This is a genomic window from Nostoc sp., from assembly GCF_036917195.1.
GTDB lineage: Bacteria > Cyanobacteriota > Cyanobacteriia > Cyanobacteriales > Nostocaceae > Nostoc.
This window is the reverse complement of record NZ_JBALDG010000081.1, coordinates 55043-74718: the sequence shown is the minus strand read 5'-3', so window position 1 is coordinate 74718 and position 19676 is coordinate 55043. Positions and strand designations below refer to the sequence as shown.

The 19676-nt window shown below is 40.8% G+C and carries 13 protein-coding genes and 3 pseudogenes; 12 read left to right on the top strand and 4 right to left on the bottom strand.

What is annotated here, in order from left to right:
- Positions 1-163: 163 nt before the first annotated feature.
- Positions 164-1210, bottom strand: a complete 1047-nt coding sequence (locus V7K40_RS29255) for a low specificity L-threonine aldolase (RefSeq protein ID WP_334965998.1) — start codon at positions 1208-1210, stop codon at positions 164-166.
- A gap of 821 nt (positions 1211-2031) precedes the next feature.
- Here V7K40_RS29255 and V7K40_RS29250 point away from each other — a divergent pair.
- The 3 genes and pseudogenes from V7K40_RS29250 to V7K40_RS29240 all read left to right on the top strand — a co-directional run.
- Positions 2032-2283, top strand: a pseudogene (locus tag V7K40_RS29250) (IS982 family transposase); the annotation flags it as partial.
- A gap of 728 nt (positions 2284-3011) precedes the next feature.
- On the top strand, positions 3012-3800 hold the full coding sequence (locus V7K40_RS29245; RefSeq protein WP_334965996.1) for an ATP-binding cassette domain-containing protein: 789 nt from the start codon (positions 3012-3014) through the stop codon (positions 3798-3800).
- A 119-nt stretch (positions 3801-3919) separates the two neighbouring features.
- Positions 3920-5359: an MlaD family protein gene (locus tag V7K40_RS29240; RefSeq protein WP_334965994.1), complete on the top strand. Its 1440-nt coding sequence runs from the start codon at positions 3920-3922 to the stop codon at positions 5357-5359.
- 415 nt (positions 5360-5774) lie between these two features.
- Here V7K40_RS29240 and V7K40_RS29235 read toward each other — a convergent pair whose 3' ends face one another.
- Both V7K40_RS29235 and V7K40_RS29230 read right to left on the bottom strand, forming a co-directional pair.
- Positions 5775-6371 (bottom strand): TetR family transcriptional regulator, encoded by a 597-nt coding sequence (locus V7K40_RS29235; protein ID WP_334965992.1) that lies wholly within the window; start codon positions 6369-6371, stop codon positions 5775-5777.
- A 59-nt stretch (positions 6372-6430) separates the two neighbouring features.
- Complete coding sequence (locus V7K40_RS29230) at positions 6431-7429, bottom strand: aldo/keto reductase (RefSeq protein WP_334965990.1); 999 nt, start codon at positions 7427-7429, stop codon at positions 6431-6433.
- Positions 7430-7623: 194 nt separating this feature from the next.
- Between V7K40_RS29230 and V7K40_RS29225 the strand changes: the two genes are divergently transcribed.
- From V7K40_RS29225 to V7K40_RS29185, 9 genes and pseudogenes are all read left to right on the top strand, one after another.
- Entirely contained in the window at positions 7624-8742 is a 1119-nt protein-coding gene (locus V7K40_RS29225) for an aminoglycoside phosphotransferase family protein (RefSeq protein ID WP_334965988.1), read from the top strand.
- On the top strand, positions 8739-9278 hold the full coding sequence (locus V7K40_RS29220; protein ID WP_334965986.1) for a DOMON-like domain-containing protein: 540 nt from the start codon (positions 8739-8741) through the stop codon (positions 9276-9278). The genes V7K40_RS29225 and V7K40_RS29220 overlap by 4 nt, the downstream gene beginning before the upstream one ends.
- 152 nt (positions 9279-9430) lie before the next feature.
- On the top strand, positions 9431-9871 hold the full coding sequence (locus V7K40_RS29215; RefSeq protein WP_334965984.1) for a hypothetical protein: 441 nt from the start codon (positions 9431-9433) through the stop codon (positions 9869-9871).
- 796 nt (positions 9872-10667) lie between these two features.
- Positions 10668-11939: an ATP-grasp domain-containing protein gene (locus V7K40_RS29210; protein ID WP_334965982.1), complete on the top strand. Its 1272-nt coding sequence runs from the start codon at positions 10668-10670 to the stop codon at positions 11937-11939.
- Positions 11940-12370: 431 nt separating this feature from the next.
- Positions 12371-14155 (top strand): P-loop NTPase fold protein, encoded by a 1785-nt coding sequence (locus V7K40_RS29205; protein WP_334965981.1) that lies wholly within the window; start codon positions 12371-12373, stop codon positions 14153-14155.
- A 208-nt stretch (positions 14156-14363) separates the two neighbouring features.
- Positions 14364-14745, top strand: a pseudogene (locus V7K40_RS29200) (NAD(P)/FAD-dependent oxidoreductase); the annotation flags it as partial.
- A gap of 205 nt (positions 14746-14950) precedes the next feature.
- Positions 14951-15961: an SDR family oxidoreductase gene (locus tag V7K40_RS29195; RefSeq protein ID WP_334965979.1), complete on the top strand. Its 1011-nt coding sequence runs from the start codon at positions 14951-14953 to the stop codon at positions 15959-15961.
- Positions 15962-16174: 213 nt separating this feature from the next.
- Positions 16175-17359: an MFS transporter gene (locus V7K40_RS29190; protein ID WP_334965977.1), complete on the top strand. Its 1185-nt coding sequence runs from the start codon at positions 16175-16177 to the stop codon at positions 17357-17359.
- Positions 17360-17704: 345 nt separating this feature from the next.
- A pseudogene (locus tag V7K40_RS29185) lies at positions 17705-17920 on the top strand (hypothetical protein); the annotation flags it as partial.
- On the opposite strand, the gene V7K40_RS29180 reads toward V7K40_RS29185, so the two are convergent.
- Entirely contained in the window at positions 17885-19546 is a 1662-nt protein-coding gene (locus V7K40_RS29180; RefSeq protein ID WP_334965975.1) for a HEAT repeat domain-containing protein, read from the bottom strand. The pseudogene V7K40_RS29185 and the gene V7K40_RS29180 sit on opposite strands and share 36 nt — an antisense overlap.
- Positions 19547-19676 lie beyond the last annotated feature (130 nt).

The window sequence follows — 19676 nt, the reverse complement described above, 5'->3', positions numbered from 1 at the left end:
GGTCGTTTCTTTCATCAGGCTTTTATAACGTAAAAGCTAATCTAGTTAAGCATTATACCTTTTTTTGTCTTTTACTTTTGTTTAAGTCCCGCTAATTGTGTTCGCCTAATTTGAGTCAGTTTGAGGATTACTATACTTGTTTGTTAATTGAGATTTTTTATATTTAATTTTTGGAAGTAGTTACGTTTTTAATATCACTAATCAATTCATCAATCCTTGATTTTGTTGTGTTCCAAGAACACATAAAACGTACTCCTCCCACACCAATAAATGTATAAAACTGCCAGTTCTTTGCTTTTAAAGCGTGAATGACTTGTTCAGGTAATTTAACAAACACTGCGTTGGCTTCTCTAGGAAACATCAAGTCAACACCTTCTATGTTTAATAGTTGATTTTCTAAGTAATCAGCACATTGATTGGCATGTCTGGCATTTTTTAGCCAAGCACCAGTTTCTAATAAACCCAACCAGGGAGCAGAGATAAACCGCATTTTTGAGGCTAGCTGACCTGCTTGTTTGCATCGGTAATCAAAATCCTCTGCTAGCTCTTTGTTGAAGAAAAGAATGGCTTCACCCAATGCCATTCCATTCTTTGTACCACAAAAGCACAACACATCGACTCCAGTTTTCCAAGTAATTTCACCAGGGCTTTTATTCATCGCAGCAACTGCATTTGCAAAACGAGCGCCATCCATATGAATCTTTAAATTATACTTTTTTGCAACTTCTTTAATTTTCAAAAGTTCTTCAATAGAATATAAAGTTCCTAATTCAGTTGATTGTGTGATGCTAATAACTTTAGGTTTAGGATAATGAATGTCAGTACGTTTAGTAACAATAGCCTCTATCGCCTCTGATGTTAACTTGCCATTTTTACCTTGAGCAAGTAACAGTTTAGAGCCATTAGATGCAAATTCCGGTGCGCCACATTCATCTGTTTCTATGTGAGATGTTTCATGACAAATGACGCTGTGATATGACTGACAAAGGGCAGCTAAAGATAAAGAATTTGCAGCAGTACCATTAAAAGTAAAAAATACTTCACAATCAATTTCAAAGAGTTCTCGAAAATAGTCTGTGGCTTTTTGAGTCCATTCATCATTTCCATAAGCTGGAACACTACCTTGATTTGCCCTAATCATATATTCCAGCGCTTCTGGACAAATACCAGAAGAATTATCACTTGCAAACTGCTCTAAGTTGCTACTCATAATCTCAATTTTGATTTTTATCAATAATTGTTACAATTTTAGTGAAAAATTTTGACATCTGCCAACTCCAAGATTGACGGGGATGCTATTAACCTCTTAAATTCTCTAATAACTCTGGTAATTATAAGAACTTGGAATAAGTAAGTAGACACAATTAAATGTAAGATGTCATTGCGAGCGGAACGAAGTAAAGCGTAGCAATCTCAGTCTTTGCGATTGCAATTATACTAGACGCTACCGCGAACACTTCGTACCCTACGAGAAGGCTGCGTCAACGCAATGACGAACTATCTTATATTTATTTATATCCATCTACTTAGTAGTAAACTAAATGTTATAGCCCTACTTAATCATTCGTGAACAAGAATGTTTCTAACTTATCTAAAAATTCGGCAATCTGAAACTTTTGATTTTCAAAAATAAAATATAGTTGCTATATCTTGCATCAACCTGTTAATTAGTTTTTGTTGTCGTAGCTTTTCTCTAAGTAGTTATAGTACAATACAGTTCAGTTAAGGATAAATTGTAGATTGGGTTGAACGTAGACGCCGGAGGCAGCTTAAGGCAGTGTAGTGAAACCCAATAAATGCCTGTCTAGGTTGGGTTTCGTTCCTCAAACGCCACTAGCTTCTCCCTACAGCCCTTCTCCAAAAAGAGACGCTCTTGCGTTCGGGCATCCTACGGCAGGCGCTAGCCTCTGGCAATGTGAGAAGAGGAGCCACTCCCTCAGAGGGGTTTCCCCAAGTAGAGGAGCCAGCCGTGTCGGCGGGTCTGGCGACTTGAGCAGAACTTGGGAAAAGTGGGTATTACTTTGCTTTCCCCCTCTGCGTTCTAATATGACTGACTCTCGTAGTCAATCTTCAGTTCGATTAATGCAACGTTTTCGTCGCCTTATTGAAACAGTAATTGGTCAACTGGTTGAGAGATTTCATATAGAGAAGATTCGAGCCAGAGATATGTGGCATCTTACTAGTCGTCTCAATCGCAAGATTTTAGCTCATACTGTCTGTTTCTGGCTTAATCGCCACAATTGTGATCCTCTTCAGTTCGATGAACTTGTTACGGAATATTAAGTCGCACATCGCGTGATTTAGGATTGCTATATATGAATTTGCTGATGTCTACAGAAGACTAGAGTCATAGTTTCCCTTTACTGAGACATTAAATTACTACGGTGTCTTCGTCAGCTTTGTGTTCAGGGGATTCTAGGACTTAAACATCGCAAATCACTAAATATTATGCTAAAAAAATAAAGTTTGCTAATTAGAATGCTAATCATATACTTATAATGTACCATACAATGCTCTACCAATAACTATGACATCACTAATTGGGCATATTTGTCCTTTGTTAGTTGTCATCAGTCATTTGGATATTTTGTACTGACTAATGACTCTCCGTGTAATGCTCCTTCTGGTGCGTCCGCTACGCGTAGCAAGATTCCCATAGGGGTACGTCGCTAACGCCCTTCTCTTGACGGAGAGGCTCTTGCGTTCGGGTGACGCTGGTGACGCTCAATGACTCGCTCTAAGCGAACGCAAGAGCCTCTCCAAGAGTTGAGAAGACAGCCAGTTCCCTACAGTGGGCAAAAACCTGCCTACTGTAGGGAACAACAGCAAAGTTGAACAGGACTGGACTCACCAGTTGCTCATCAGGGAAACCACGCCAGTTGCTTCTTTGGCGCTAGCCCCTCCTTTGGGGAGAAGGGAAGACGCTACCCGTAGCTTGCTTCCTTATAGGGGTACAAATTGGGGAACCCACCCAAGCCACTGGCTCACCAATGACCAATGACTAATAACTAATGACTGAACCTGAACCATTGATTGAACTGAAAGGTGTTTCTAAGTCCTTTGGTAGCCATAAAGTTCTAGATAATGTAGACTTGACCATTTACCGGGGAGAAGCACTGGGGATTATTGGTCCATCAGGGACTGGTAAATCAACAATTTTACGGGTAATGGCGGGGTTACTTATTCCCGATGAAGGAGAAATTTATGTGCAAGGAGTGCGGCGAGACGGTTTGATTGAGGATGGTGGCCAGCAGGTTGGCATTAGCATGGTGTTTCAGCAGGCGGCGCTATTTGATTCGCTGACGGTGGAAGAGAATGTGGGATTTTTACTTTATCAAAATTCAAAGCTGGCGCGATCGCGCATTCGAGATTTGGTACAAGAAAAATTGGAGATGGTAGGTTTGCCAGAAATAAGCAATCTCTACCCATCCGAACTTTCCGGGGGAATGCGAAAACGGGTAAGTTTTGCCCGTGCGATTATGTCTAACCCCGATAATCCCTCAGAAGGTCCAGAAATTCTACTGTACGACGAACCAACAGCCGGACTTGATCCCATTGCCTCAACAGTAATCGAAGATTTAATCCGCTATTTGCAATGTTTACATGGAGTTTGTAGTACCTATGCCGTTGTTACCCACCAACACAGCACTATCCGCCATACAGCTGATAGACTTATATTTTTCTATGAAGGTAAAGTGCAGTGGCAGGGTACAGTTAGTGAAATATATAACACAGAAAATCCGTTGATCAAACAATTTATCAGTGGAAGTGTGCAAGGGCCGATTCAAGTCGTCGGCTAGAAACTTAAAAGTGAAGAGTTAGGAGTAGAGACGCGATTAATCGCGTCTGTACAGGAGTTATGAGTTAAATTCAACTTATAACTCCTCACTCCTAATTGGTTGTTGGTGGAGACAAAAAAATGCGAGGACTTATGACAAGCGGCTTCGCGTCTGGGCGAACATTTAGAGAAGGCTCTGTGGGGTTGTTACTCCTGCTAGGACTGGGAGTATTTGGGTTACTCTTTTTGTGGTTAAATAGATTCACTGCTCCTAACCATTCATACAAAGCTATTGTGGAATTTGCTAACGCTGGCGGAATGCAAAAGGGATCACCAGTTCGCTATCGTGGCTTTAAGGTGGGAACTATTTCTCAGGTTCGACCAGGGCCAAATGCCATTGATGTAGAGATTGAAGTTGTCCAAGCTGACCTAATTATCCCCCGGAATGTAGTGGTGGAAGCTAATCAAAGCGGATTAATTAGCGAAAGTATTATCGACATCACACCAAAAGCAACGTTACCTGCTGGGGTTGTGCTTGCTAAACCCCTAGATAAAAATTGTGATAACAGCCTCATAGTCTGTAATGGCTCTCGATTAAAAGGTCAGGTTGGCATCAGTGTTGATGACCTAATTCGCAGTTCAACTGAGCTAGCTGCTGCATACAATGACCCAAAATTTTATAGAAATGTCAATAGGGTTCTAGAAACTACCACAGGCGCAGCATCCAGTTTTACTCAGCTAAGTCAGGATTTACAAGGTTTGACCAAAAACTTGCGACAACAACTAAATACATTTTCAGCCACTGCTAATTCAGTGCAACGAGCGACAAACCAACTTAATGCATCCGCGAATCAAACACTAAATAAATTTGATACCACTGCAACTCAAGCAAGTCGTTTGCTGAACAACCTGGATAATCTGTTGACGACAAATCGTTCTTCGCTGGTTGGTGCATTGAACAATATCACCGAAACCAGCAACCAACTGCGTGTTACAGTCAGTAGCTTATCACCAGCTGTGAATCGATTGACTCAAGGACAATTACTCAACAATTTAGAAACTCTTTCAGCAAATGCAGCACAAGCCTCAGCTAATTTACGCGATGCTTCTAAAACCTTAAATGATCCAAAGAATGTGGTACTGCTGCAACAAACTTTAGATTCAGCACGAGTAACGTTTGAAAATAGCCAAAAAATTACATCTGACTTGGATGAATTGACAGGTGATCCTAGTTTCCGAAAAAATTTGCGGCAATTGGTGAATGGTCTAAGTGGTTTAGTATCTTCTACACAACAGATGCAGCAACAAGTGCAAGTTGCTACGACTCTAGATTCGGTAAAAGCTGCTGTGAGTAAACCAAAGAATCTAATTCCTACCCCAGTACCAACTCAACAGGCGATGTCTAATGATAAGTCCTTGCCCGTCTACGTAATTAATCCCTTACCTGCTAATTTTGTCAGTACCGACACCAACCTTGAACCAACCCCCAGTCCGTCTATCTCTAACTCATCCCAAGAAGACCTATTGAAGCAGCTGCGGGAGTATGGTAAGCAACGGGAGCAACTGGAGACGGGAAAATAGGCAATATAGCTTGAGAATTTTTAGTTAGATATTTTACTCTAAGGTGAGTGTGTTGAAGCTCATCGACACCACTCCCCAGAACTTTGAAAATCGCATAATTCTGTTGACTGGTGTCGATTGTTTGCACAGTAAGGGTTTCAGGCTGTAAAAAGCATCGCTTATTGAGAATTAATTGCTAGCTATTGACACTTTGAAAAGTGGTGTCGATTTAGGGGTTTCAAACCCTTGCTCAGTAAAGTTTCCAGAAGGTAACCATTTACATAACCACTTCCCCTAACGGGGATGGAAACATTTCTTCGCCTTTAACCTTTAATTCAAGCAGGTGACTTTAGATAACCACTTCCCCTAACGGGCATGAAACCAGAAACAACAGCAACGAGGATAAGGAAAACTTCAATTTTGACTTTACATAACCCTAAACGATTAACTCACCCACCACAAGACCAGCAATTACCAAGCGCCATACTTGGGCAAAGTCTGTATCGATGTCTGGATCACTCCATTCAGACGCGTGAGCTGGATGATGAAACTGAACCATCGCTTGAAAGACTGCCTTCGCCGCTACCTGCGGATCTGTTACCTTAAACTCGTTACTGGAAATACCGCTCTCGACGATCGCAGTGACTTGCTTTACCAGTTCATCAATGTGAGCTTGAACCACCCCTCGCGCCTCTTGAGCGATCGCAGAATAGGTTGCAAACAACTCTGGCTCATCCAGGACTTTTTGACGTTTCAGAGTTATGAGTTGCTCAAACCATCGGTGCAACCGTTCAACGGCGGAACCCTGCTCTTGGGCGATCGCTGCTAGCGGTGTGGAAACCCGATGCAGCCACCGTTGTGCTACTGCATCGCGCAGGGCAGCCTTACTGGGAAAATGCCGATAAATCGTGCCGTGGCTCACTTCTAAAAAGCGAGCCACATCCACGACTGTTGCCTTTGCCAGACCGTAACGACGCAAAACCTCTTCCGCCGCGTCAAGAATCCGCTCCGGTGTCAAAGCTGAATCATTCATGCTAGGGATATTTTATCTCTTCTCACTATCCAGCATGAATCATTCATGCTAAGGATATTTTATCTTTTTTCACTATCCAGCATCGCCATTTGTTCTGGAGCATAGCGATCGCCAGCTACGGCATCCAGTGGCACTGCTGCCTCAATCTGGGCGAGATCATCCTCGCCTAAGTGCAGATCCAGCGCCCCCAACGCTTCATTCAGGCGATCACGACTCCGTGCCCCAATCAGCGGCACAATATCGTTCCCCCGCGACAGTACCCAAGCAATTGCCACTTGAGCAACTGTCGCACTCTGTTCTTGGGCAATCAGGCGAAGGGCTTCGACTAGCAACAAATTGTGATCCAGATTTTCTCCTGAGAAGCGGGGCAGATTTCCTCGAAAGTCTTGCGCTTGCTCAGAGCGTTCTTTCGACCAGTGACCGCTCAACAACCCCCGTGAGAGGACTCCATAAGCGGTGACAGCAATGCCCAATTCACGCACAGTCGGGAGGATGTCATCCTCAATGCCACGAGTCAGGAGCGAATATTCGATCTGAAGCCAGGCGATCGGATGAATCGCATGAGCACGTCGAATTGTCTCTGCACCCACTTCAGATAAACCAATCTGGCGAACATATCCAGCTTTCACCATTTCGCTAATCGCCCCAACGGTGTCTTCAATGGGCACCCTCGGATCGAGCCGGGCTGGCTGGTAAAGGTCTATGTAATCGGTTCCCAGTCGTTTCAATGTATAGGCAAGTGAAGTTTTCACGGCTTCAGGACGACCATCGAAGCCAATAAAGTTGCCGTCAGGAGACCGCAGCGCACCGAATTTAACAGCAATGAAGACATCTTCCCGCCGCCGTCCTGCTAGGGCTTCGTGTAGCAGCAGTTCATTGTGCCCCATGCCGTAAAAGTCGCCTGTATCCAGTAAGGTAATGCCTGCATCAAGCGCTGCATGAATTGTTGCAATACCTTCTTTGCGATCGGCTAGGCCATAAACATCAGACATGCCCATACAGCCAAGCCCAACTGCCGATATTGTTTGACCGTTTTTTCCAAGTTGACGCGACAACATAGCAACCTCTCCACTGTGGTGATAAAACTATGATACTCAAGCAAATGACAAAAATCAATATCTGTCATTCAATATTTGTTTAAATCGTCTAACACCGTGAGCATCTGTTGAAGCAAGCCTGCAATTTGACTATTTGTTGGATCTACTTATCAGCCTAAAATCTTCGTGAGGAGTAATGCAGGTTAAACACGAACATGACAGAAGAATTTAATATACAGGGTACAGAAAATCTAGTTGCGATCGCTAACCAATTTGCCCAATGGGGGAAGGTTACAGACGTTAAAGCATTTGGAAGTGGTAATATAAATGACACATTTTTGGTAACTCTAGATTCCTCAGAAGAACAACATTTTGTCCTGCAACGCATCAACACACAGGTGTTTTGTCAGCCCCAATTGATTATGGATAATATGCGTACCTTCACTGAGCATGTTTCTAAACGGTTACAGCACATACCCCTGAATCGTCGTTGGGAAGTACCACGCGTACTGTTGACCAAGGATGCTCAAGACCACTGGAGGGATGCAGATGGCTCCTTTTGGCGGGCAATCAGCTTTATTGAAGGCTCCCAGTCCTTTGATATTATGCGCGATCGCTCTCACGCGAAAGAAGTCGGTTATGCCTTGGGGATGTTCCATAATCTAATCAGCGACTTGCCACCAGAAAAACTTGCTGACACCTTAGAAGGATTCCATATTACACCGCTTTATCTCCAGGATTACGAGGAAGTGTTGGCGAAAAGTAGTGTGCGTAAATCTGCTGAAGTTAATTATTGCTTACAGTTTGTTAGCAATCGCCAAACTTTTGCACATATCCTAGAAAATGCCAAAGCTGAAGGCAAGCTACCTCTGCGTCTGATGCATGGAGATCCAAAAATCAATAATGTCATGTTTGACACTGCTACCCAGCAAGCCGTCAGCGTCATAGACCTCGATACTGTTAAACCCGGTCTGGTACATTACGATATTGGTGATTGCCTGCGATCGGGTTGCAATCCTGTTGGAGAAGAAACCGAGAATTGGGAAAGTATTTATTTCGATACCGATTTGTGTCAGGGAATCCTTAAAGGTTATCTCTCGGTGGCGAAGGCATTTCTTACTGAGAATGATTATGCCTATATTTACGATGCAATTCGTCTTATCGCCTTTGAACTAGGACTGAGGTTTTTTGCTGATTATTTAGCAGGGAATATCTACTTTAAAGTCAAGCACCCAGAACATAATTTAGCAAGAGCGATCGTCCAGTTTAAGCTTACCGAAAGTATTGAATCTCAAGAAACGCAAATTCGTAATATTATCAAAGACATGAAATGAGCCACCAGACATTTTCCCTGCAACCCTTTCCTTTTACAAAATCCCTGCCTAATTTGAAAATTGTAGGCAATATCGCCCGAAATTCTAATCAACTTACCATCTGCTATATGCTAGAGGGCGATTTCAAAGAAATTGCGATTGCTCCACTATCAAATACACCATCACGCAAGCATGAACTGTGGAAAGACACTTGCTTTGAGTTGTTCTTTGCCATCAAAGATTCTCAACGGTATTGGGAATTCAATCTCTCCCCCGCCGGACACTGGAATGTCTATCGCTTTGATGGATACCGTCAAGGAATGCAAGAGGAAACAGGTTTTACAATACTTCCGTTTAATGTTCAGAATCAAGCCGACGGTTTAGCACTTGCGTTAGATGTCGATTTAGGTAAAATCGTCTCAGCAGTCCAAGAAATTGAAGTTGCCATTACTACAGTTATTAAACATAGAGATGGTGAGGTGACTTACTGGGCGTTAACTCATCGAAGTGCAGAGGCTGACTTTCATTTGCGGGATAGTTTCATCGTTGAGTTGTGAGAACACGTTTTTACAGCAAACTGTGTATTTCGACAACATGTAGTTAATAAATCTAAACTTTATATGGGCTTGCATAAATTTTCAACTCACACCCGATGAATTTATGTATATTTTAAGTAAACCTACTAACAATGTACTTCTTAACTTTTTCGTTGAACTTCGATAGAGACCCAGGTATAGAAGAGGGTCGCTTGTGTTTACGTCATCTAGAAAAGGGTACGTTACAAGTTTGGGTAGCTACATCAGCTACCGCCAGAAAGCAATTTTCAGAGAGCTTTCATCAGAAAGGAAGTATGATACCACCTGAGTACAGAGTACTGGAACTAAAATTTTGGACTGTTAATACTAAACCTATCTCAATGAAAGAGAAAAAAGGTGTAGAAGGCAATTTTTACCAAATTCTTCCATCTGAAGTCAAGACTGATAAAGGAGGTGTAAGAGGTGATTTTGGTATTCATAAAGATGCGAATGTTCCTGACTTAATGGGGTGTATTGTATTGACACCCGAACGGTTTCAGGGATTTGAAAAAGAAGTCACTCAATTAGCTAAAGAGGGAAAAGATTCTATACCGCTCTTTGTCACGTACAGTTAAAACGAATATATGAGGTAATGGCATATAGATAAGCAATTATCGGTCTAGATTGCCATTGCCTCGATTCGACAGTTTTGAAAGTAAATTGCGATCGCATTTATTTAGAATCTGAACTGGTTAGTGCATTACCCATAGCTAAGATCAGCTTTTAGGTACGGTTCACTCAATATTGAGACAAGATTATACTTCACCCAAGGAGCCATAGCAAAGATTAAAGGCAATTTTAAGAGTTATACCTGTTTCAAATCGCCGCTTGAATATTTTAAAATGCGATCGCACTAGCAGGTAGATAAAATTAGGTTAAATATCTCAACCATAGCGATATTTACACATCTACACATTCATGCTTGCTACTTTATCACTTCTATATATGAACAATAATTTATGAGTAACGTTATTATAGGACAATAAATAAACTAATTTTATTTCGTTTGACAGAGTTAATTAAAATCTAAAAGAGCAAAATAGAATATATAGAGATAGCTAAAAAGCAAATTATCAAGTGTTAATTTTATCAAAAAATATATGATAATATTTTAAGTATTAAAACTCGTAAAATCAAACAATCACAACGGCTTTTGAGCAAAAGCAACTAGTAGATAGATTCATTTCGCCAGAGTTTGTCTAAGCCTTAGCTGCAATTAGTAAAGAAATGTATCACCCTATTTGTTGTTATAAGCTAATCGGTGTGGGTAAATTATCCGAATTGCTGTGGGAACACCAAGCCAAACTCAAATTACACCAGTTATATCAACAACCGCATCCACAAGGAGATGCGGTTTCAAAGGAGGGCTAAATGAACTCAAAATATAACTTTCAATACTTTCAAGGGAGTTCTCTTTCTGATCTGTTTGCTCAAGATATCACAAATGCATCTTATGGGTTTATCCTAAATTATCCTGCAACTGCCAGTTGGGCTGCTTATCCCAACCATAAAAAATATTTTATTCAAGATGGCAGTAGTGAAGCCACTAAAACTTCCTTTGACAAGATTTGCCAAAAGGAACCTTGGAAAATTCTGGCTGTATTAGGCGATCGCATTCCACCAATTGTGATTATTCCGCCGCCAAAGTCGCTGCTTGAATACTGGCAAGAGCATTTCGGCTTCAGCTACTCCAATAGGTCGATGATGGATCGCTTGACTTATTTGGATGACCTCAGCCACAGCGAATACTTTGACAAACTCATCACTCTATTTCCCTTTGATCACCTCAAAAGAGAAAAACACGCTATTGATTCAGATACCCATTACCGCTTACTCAGCAAAGTAACTTTAGCCGAATTGGGGGTGCAATGTCCAAAATATGAGAGCTACAATCTGCACACCTGTAATTTGGAAGATATTCAGTTACCACAATTTCCCTACTTAATTAAAACATCCCACGGACTCTCAGGAGAAGGCACTTATATCATCAAAAGCCTCAGCGATTTGAACTACTGCCTTGAAGAAATCAGGAATTATCTCAATATTAAGTTGCTCGATAAAATTATTGTCTCGGAGTTCGTCAAGAATCAGGTGCAGAATTACTGCGTACAGTTCTATGTCAACAAGGCGGGAGAGATAACCCTCATCGGCACTACCAGGCAACTCGTCACTCCAGAAGGCAACTATTTAGGGGGACTAATTGACTACCACAACAGTGACATGAGCAAGTTCTTTAAGATGATTGCCGCCATTGGTCAGTATGCTCATAAACAGGGTTATTTTGGCGTGATTGGCTTCGATGTGTTAGAAGATGAAGACGGACAATTTTATGTGATTGATGCCAATTTTCGAGTCAATGGATCAACTCCGTTATGCTTGCAGCGCCATACCCTACTGGGACAGGGAAAGGAAGTAGCTAAATATTCCAGTGACTACCGCATGGAAGGAACGTTGGATTCAATTTTAGTAACTTTAAAACCAGAACTAGATCGCAAAGACTTGATTATCCTATCGGCTTTAGAGAAGGTAAAATATGGAAAAATCTATACTGAAATTTATGCTATCATTACTGGAGAATCTCTCGAAGAAATCCAGTTTATCGAACATAAATTACACGATAAAGGATTACAATGGCTCAATTAATTTGACGTTTTAGAGTATATTTAAGATTGGAAAAAACTTATTTCTGAAGCTTATAGGGTTTTTCCAAAGATGGATTATTTTTGTTTGACACAATTAATATAAATTTTAAATCTAAATTTCTGATAATTTGGTTTTTAGAAGATACCCTAAAGCATTTACCACCTAGACTTCACGCCTGTAATTAAGTTTATAAAACCTCAATAAATGATAGTTGAAATACATACAGCAGATTTCAAGGAAGGTGAAGTACACAACGATTCGTCTCAAAGCTAGATATAAAGCCTGTTTTACTTCTGTAGGACTTATGCATTGACAAGAAATGCCAAATATGGAGAAGTTTAAAAACCACATTTTTCGTAAGGGCAGAGCATTGCTGTGCCCCTACAGCACGGTCTATTTCCGATCGCAGTATTAAGTAATCAAAATTTTTTATGACACAGACGGAAATCAACGATATATCGGTAGATAGCTCCTTAGTTGATCCAGAAAAAGACCTGCTAGGACATGCGAACTTTGCCAAGTATTTAGCAGACAGCATTTGCAAAATGCCTTTTCCTGAAGGTTTCGTTATTGCAGTTTATGGTTCTTGGAACTCTGGCAAATCCACATTATTAAACTTTGTAGTTCACTATCTTCAGCAAAAACCAGATGAGGAGCAACCAATAATCGTTCCTTTTAATCCTTGGTTATTGTCTGGACACGAAAATATCACAAGACGCTTTTTCGAGCAATTACAAAACGTTTTAAGCCAAGAGTCATCTGTGTCAAGAGGTTTGAAAGGGAGACTAGCTGATTTTGCCGCCATTATTTCAGACATTCCTCTACCTTATGCTCAAACTGGTAAAGCATTAGCAGCATTATTGGACGAGAAGGACAAGGAAGCTGCCCAATTAAAAGAAGAAGTAGAAGACACGCTAGTACAGCAGCAGCGGCGAATAGTCGTAACAATTGACGATATTGATCGGTTGGCTGCTGAAGATATCAAGCAGTTATTTCGTATTTTCAAAGCAATGCGGAATTTTACTAACGTTGTCTATTTAATAGTTTTTGACAAAGAAGAAATTGTCAGGAAAACAATTGCAGATCCCAAAGAAATATCAGGTGAAACATACTTAGAAAAATTTATTCAAGTTAGTTTTGAGTTACCTATTCCTGATAAAACCTCACTTCGAAGGCTACTTTTTGCAAAGCTTGATAATATATTTGCTGAAACTCCAAAACCAAAAATTAACCAAACTCGCTGGGGTGATATTTACTTTCAAGGAATAGATCGCTTTATTACTAACATCCGCAATATTGTTCGTTTTGTTAACACTTTATCAGTAACGTATCCAGCAGTAAAAGATGAAGTAAACCCAGTAGATTACATTGCTATTGAGTCTTTGCGAGTCTTTAGTCCAAAGATATATAGTATAATTCATCAAAATCCTCATATTTTTGTAGGAGAGGTAAACCCTTCAAGAGACGAACTCAACAGTCTTCTGAATACCTGGATTGCTCAACTCCCAGATGAGGACAAGCAGTCCATTAAAAATTTGCTAATGTACCTTTTTCCGAAGTTCAAATCCATTTTGGGAAATACCTATTTAGATGAAAAACAAAAGTTGGAATGGCGTGAACAACTACGTGTGTGTAGTTTAGAAATATTTCCTATTTACTTTCGTCTATCGTTATCAGCAGATGAATTATGTAATATTCAGAGAAAAACTATCCTTGGTTTGATTGGAGATGAAGACAAATTTAGAAACCATTTGATAGAACTTGCTAAACAAAAACTTCCAGGCGGTACAACACAAGCTAGGGTATTTATAGAACAGCTAGAGAATTCCATTGAACAGGAAATTCCTGGTAATTATATTCCCTCAATTGTGGAAGCTTTGTTTGATGTAAGCGAGCAACTCTCATTGTGTCAAAATGATGAATCTAATGGCATTCTTGATTTTGGAGATGAAGTTATCATCAGTCGTTTTATATTACGGCTGTTGCGTCAGCTTGACGAAACATCACGGTTTGAGTTGCTAAAAAAAGCAATTACTCAAGGTAAAGCATTAGCAATAATTAATCATGAAATTGCAACACTAAAAGATCAACAAAGTCAATATGGTGTAGATAAATTTAACTTAGAAGAAGAATGGCTGGTGAATGCACAACACCTCAAAGAACTGGAAGAAATGACTACGAAAACGCAGGTAAAAAATGAGACAAAGGGCAAGTAATCTAAGATTTTGATTTATTTATAGCCTTACTCATTTGGGGACAATCTTATACGTAGATAATAGCAAAATTAGATTAAAAATAAATTTGCTTCTTGGCAATAAAAATACTACTGCTAGATATATAAATATTCTATAACCCACGAAAGATTTAGATATCTTCAGCACTTTCTAATATCAGGGAATATACTTTAATCCCCACATTGCAGTCATGGAAGCGTATGACGTTGTAATTATTGGCGCTGGTCATAATGGCTTAGTTTGTGCAGGCTAGCTACTGAAAGCTGGTTACAGCGTCCTGTTATTAGAAGGGCGATCGCTCCCCGGTGGCGGTTCTACAACTGAAGAACTTATGCCTGATGAAGCGCCTGGTTTTAAATTTAGTCCTCGCGCGATTAACCATCTGTTTATTTTCTTAGGGCCAGTTATTCAAGAGTTGGAACTACATAAGTACGGCTTGGAATATCTTATGCGATCCGGCTGTCTTTTGCCCCCATCCTGATGGCAAGTATTTTTTAGCCCATAAATCGGTGGAAAAGACTTGTGCGGAAATTGCCCGTTATAGTCAGCGTGATGCTGAAAAATACGCTGAGATACATCCTGTGACGCTTTCAGATTCCCCAATAGACAGAGAACTGCAACCGTAATAATAATTAACATATAATAGTAGAGTTATTAAGAAATATATTTAATAGCAACTGATACTAACAAAGCGACTGAATTACCTACTGAAGCTAAAGTCTCTAACGCTGTCGAAGCCAATTCCCAATCCCTAATTTATTTTAAAAAGTAACACTTATGCAATTAAAGCCAATCAATCAGCAAGTTGTTTCGGTCGTTGGAGCCTCCAGTGGGATCGGACGGATCACAGCTCTTGAGTTTGCTAGACGAGGGGCAAAAGTGGTAGTCTCCGCTCGCAGTGAATCGAAGCTAAAGTCTTTAGTGGAGGAGATTCGCGGCTTTGGCGGCGAGGCAACTTATTGCGTAGCTGATGTGGAAGTATTTGAGCAAGTTAAGGCGCTCGCAGATAAAACTGTGGAAGTCTACGGGCGACTCGATACATGGGTACATGTCGCCGCGATCGGCATCTTTGCCACTGTTGACAATACAACACCGGAAGAGTTTAAGCATGTGATTGATGTCGATCTCCTGGGACAGGTGTATGGTGCAATGGCGGCTTTACCCCATCTGAAGCGTGAGGGACGGGGGGCACTGATCCACGTTTCTTCAATGGAAGGTAGGCGATCGCTCCCCTACCAAAGTGCTTACTCGACAGCCAAGCACGGGGTTGAGGGCTTTATCGAAGCTATGCGCGTTGAGTTGCAATATGAAAAATGGCCGATCAGCGTCACCAGTGTGAAACCAGCGGTGATCAATACCCCTTTCTGGAACAATGGTCTGACGAAATTAGGCGTAAAACCTACCGGGATACCACCTTACTACGAGCCTAAACTTGTAGCTGATGCTATCCTCTATGCAGCCGAACATCCAACTCGTGACTACTTGGTTGGGGATGTAGCGAAAATATTAGATGTGGTACAGCGCGTCTCACCATCATTAGTAGATTCACTGTTAGTTCTCGTCGGCTTAGATTCACAGCGTACTTCTGAACCGAAGTCTGAAGATGCACCAAATAATTTTTACCAACCTGTTGCTGAAGACGACAGAGTTAACGGGGATTATGGTAACTTAGTTGTACCTAGCGTTTCCGACTGGCTAGAAAAAAATCCGCTTCTCCAGTGGGGTGCGATCGCTGGTACCTTAGCATTAGCGTTCCTAGCAGTTCAAGTATTCAAAAAGGAAGGATAGATAGACCTGTCCGAAAATTTGCAATCTAGTTTTTACAAGGATTTGAGATAAATCCTTGTAAATTTTTTGGCAACATGGTGATGAGGTTTTGAGATGGTTACTAATAGTTTAGGGCAGAAAAATACATCATTATTAATGCAGGCGATCGCTATTTTTTCTGAAATTGAGTAAATCTCAGCAGTCAAATTGTCTGTTCCAGGAGCATTCCAGCCAATGAGAGACTATCAACGCACCCCACCGCCTCTGTGGATTGGGGAGGCGATCGCCTTCTATGCCTTTATTGCCATTGGCATCGCTGAAGCAGGATTGGGAGTTCTTCTGCCCTCGATTCTGTCTACCTATAACCTGACTCCAGCAACTGTTACTCTGCTGTTTGTCAGTCAAATTAGCGGCTACATTCTGGCAGCATTCACCAGCAGTCTTGTGAGTAGTCGGCTGGGATTAGCCCGAATGCTGTTGATTGCTGCGGGTGCGCTGACGATGGCACTGACGATCTATGCCATCTCACCCTTCTGGTTTCTCATGGTTGCCGCTGGATCGGGGTTGGGATTGGGCATTGGGTTGATTGATGCAGGGATTAACACCTACATTGTGCAAGATTCCCGCAGTGCCAGTCTGATTGGTTTGCTCCATGCTTTCTATGGTATTGGCGCACTTTTAGGTCCGGCGATCGCTACTACTTTGTTAGCAATTGGCATGAACTGGCGACAGGTTTATGGGGTATTAGCCGGGATTGTCAGCCTATTAATTGTGAGCGTGCTGGGCGTAATCATCTTCAAATACACACCAATGACACTACGGGTATTGCCATCGAATACAACTGCGTTAGAAAATCTGGGCAGAGCGCTCCAAACTCCGATAGTACTACTAACTGGGCTACTTTTACTGGTTTATGTTGGCACTGAAGCCTGCATCGGTAACTGGGCATATACTGTGCAATCCGTCGCTCGTCACACTCCCACGCTGATTGCTGGTTATAGCGTTAGTGCCTACTGGCTGGGATTAACATTGGGACGTTTCATCTTAGGTTATTTCTTACAATGGCTTGGGGCAGTCCGTACAATCAGTATGTCGCTTAGTCTAGTGATCATTGGATTGCTTGCTTGGTGGCAACTGCCAGATCAATGGATTAGCTTACCGTTGATTGGCTTTGGGTTGGCAGCCATCTTTCCTGCGACCATTTGGTTAATCCCTCAACGATTGCCTGACCCCCATGTTCCTGCGGCTGTTAGCATCGCCACTAGTGCCGCCAGTTTGGGTGCAGCGATCATACCCACTGGAGCAGGCTGGGTTGCAAGTTGGACAAATTTAGAAATCATCCCAATGTTGATGATGCCATTGGCACTGTTAATGGTGGGCTTACATTGCTTGCTGGTGCAACATTCGGTAAGAGTCTAGTACCGTAAGGCGGAGGGGTAAGCTTTTGGGCGGCGTTTTTGAACTCCTGCTTAACTTCTGCCAGGGCGATCGGTAGGGCGGCAGATCAAGCATTCAAAAAGGAATGATAAATAGACTTGTCCGAAAATTGGCAATCAAGTTTTTACAAGAATTTGAGAAAAATCCTTGTAGGCTTTTTGGCAACATGGTGATGAGGTTTTGAGATGGTTACTAATAGTTTAGGGCAGAAAAATACATAACTATTGATTCAGGCGATGCCCGCCGAAGAAGGCTTCGCCTACGCTATTTTTTCTCAAATTGAATCAAGCAATACTTCGGACAGTTTTTAATTGAGCCAATCGACAGATAAAGATACATTTTGCATCTCCTGAAAATCAATATTTGGTAATTGTTAAACAGCAGCCAAAACCGAACGTTAAGTTAATCGTTGCTGCCTTTCCTGATCAGAGCCTCGCTGCTGATCAGTTTTTCTTTCAAGCGTCTTCTAAAAGTCGCTTGACACTGCCTTACAGCCTTAACTTATTACTAATGCTTACGGACTGGTTCTCGACGGTAAAATGAATGCCAAGTTTCTCCTTGCGGAGGTGTATCCGAACTCAGAGTCCGCCTAAACACAAGGCGAATGCCGGGTTTCTTTTTCTCTTGATTTAGTAATTTTAGTTGGTCTTCTCTATGATTAATAACTACTTGTTTTCCAGAAAATTCTTCGTTTGGTGTCTTTTCTGAAGTAAAGTTTATCCTAATACTTTCTATATCAAATCCTATAGATTCTAATGCTTCCAATGAAGCTATAAAAACATTATTACTTTCATCTGTTATTCTATCCATTAGAGCAGGAATCGCACTTTCTGCATCTTTGCCCATACTTCCTAGAGCAAAGGCAGCATAAGCACGAATACCTGAATAAGGATCTTTTAGTCTTTCAATTAGAGCAGGAATAGCGTCTTTGGCTAGTATTCCCATTCTTCCTATTACAATAACAGCATACCAACGAACATTTCCTTCGGGGTCACTATCTTCTAGGGCACGAATAAGATTAGGAATTACTGCTTTTGCTTGTAAACCGATGTTTCCAAGTACACTAGCAGCTCGTCTTCTAATTTCGACTTTCTCTTCTTGAAGTAACTCGGCAACAGAAAGAACTGATTCTTGTCCAATTTTGTTTAATTGAGACTCTGCTAATGAATTAAGTTCTTGATTATCACTCTTAAGCATATCAATCAAATAAGGAACTATTACACTTGTCCCATCCCCTAACTCAATTAAATCGTCGATTGCTAAGTATTTATACTTATTTACTGTAGTACTACTGATTATAGATAGAAGAAATTCTACATGTTCCCTCCGTCTTACTTCATCTATATTTTTAATATCATTCAATACTTGTTCAGCAGTTTGGTAACGATTAGTTACATCCAGATTAAGAAGTTTTTTCAAGATAGACGCTGTTGATTTTTTAACTTTAATCTCTAGGTTACTCCAATACATTTCGCACCAATCATCTCCAAAGTTCCACTGTAAGTCTTCAGGTGAATCTCTGGTTAAAAGGTGAAAGCAAGTAGCACCAAGAGAATATAAATCACTTGCAGCAGATATAATACCATCAGGTGATTTATAGCCAGGTGTACCTAGTGTTGTGCTGTTATACTTCCTAGAGATTAAACTTCCGTCTGGTGGAGTACTAAGTTCTGAAATTTTCTTTGCAATCCCAAAATCAATCAACACTATTTTATGGTTGTTATCACTGCGAATGATATTATCAGGTTTAATATCACGATGAAAAATACCCTCTTTGTGTACTACTTGAAGTACTGGTAATATATCAGAAAGAAATTCTAGGACTTGCTGATCATCAAAGATTTGTTGTTCTAGCTCTTGTTTCAGAGTATTTCCGTGAATAATTTCTTGTACTATGCAGTCTTCATTCTCAAGGTAAGCTAATAAATTTGGAACTTGTTGATAGTTTTTTAAATCTAAAAGAATTCTTGCTTCCGTTTGAAACAATTCTTTTGCTTTTTGTCCTAATTCTGACTCCTCATCATAAGGTTGTATAAACTTTTTAACAAGACACTTTGTATTAAATTTCATAGAATCTTCAGCAACAAAGGTTTTGCCAAAGCCTCCTTCTTGTAATTCTTCAACAATTTTGTAGCGTCCACCAACGATATTTCCAACTTCTAGATCCATTTGATTTGGAATCAACTATAGAAATTTTATACTAAGTAAAATTTTGAGCTTTATTTATAGTTTTAATCGCATTAAAGTCAAAACTAAGTCAGTTGGTTACTAGAGGGCTTCCTGACTTAGTTTAACTTGA

Excerpts from the sequence above, each read along its gene's own strand:
- V7K40_RS29180 (WP_334965975.1), bottom strand. The coding sequence starts at position 19,546 with ATGGATCTAGAAGTTGGAAATATCGTTGGTGGACGCTACAAAATTGTT.
- V7K40_RS29225 (WP_334965988.1), top strand. The coding sequence starts at position 7,624 with ATGACAGAAGAATTTAATATACAGGGTACAGAAAATCTAGTTGCGATC.
- V7K40_RS29230 (WP_334965990.1), bottom strand. The coding sequence starts at position 7,429 with ATGTTGTCGCGTCAACTTGGAAAAAACGGTCAAACAATATCGGCAGTT.
- V7K40_RS29190 (WP_334965977.1), top strand. The coding sequence starts at position 16,175 with ATGAGAGACTATCAACGCACCCCACCGCCTCTGTGGATTGGGGAGGCG.
- V7K40_RS29235 (WP_334965992.1), bottom strand. The coding sequence starts at position 6,371 with ATGAATGATTCAGCTTTGACACCGGAGCGGATTCTTGACGCGGCGGAA.
- V7K40_RS29220 (WP_334965986.1), top strand. The coding sequence starts at position 8,739 with ATGAGCCACCAGACATTTTCCCTGCAACCCTTTCCTTTTACAAAATCC.
- V7K40_RS29245 (WP_334965996.1), top strand. The coding sequence starts at position 3,012 with ATGACTGAACCTGAACCATTGATTGAACTGAAAGGTGTTTCTAAGTCC.
- V7K40_RS29210 (WP_334965982.1), top strand. The coding sequence starts at position 10,668 with ATGAACTCAAAATATAACTTTCAATACTTTCAAGGGAGTTCTCTTTCT.
- V7K40_RS29240 (WP_334965994.1), top strand. The coding sequence starts at position 3,920 with ATGCGAGGACTTATGACAAGCGGCTTCGCGTCTGGGCGAACATTTAGA.
- V7K40_RS29195 (WP_334965979.1), top strand. The coding sequence starts at position 14,951 with ATGCAATTAAAGCCAATCAATCAGCAAGTTGTTTCGGTCGTTGGAGCC.
- V7K40_RS29255 (WP_334965998.1), bottom strand. The coding sequence starts at position 1,210 with ATGAGTAGCAACTTAGAGCAGTTTGCAAGTGATAATTCTTCTGGTATT.
- V7K40_RS29205 (WP_334965981.1), top strand. The coding sequence starts at position 12,371 with ATGACACAGACGGAAATCAACGATATATCGGTAGATAGCTCCTTAGTT.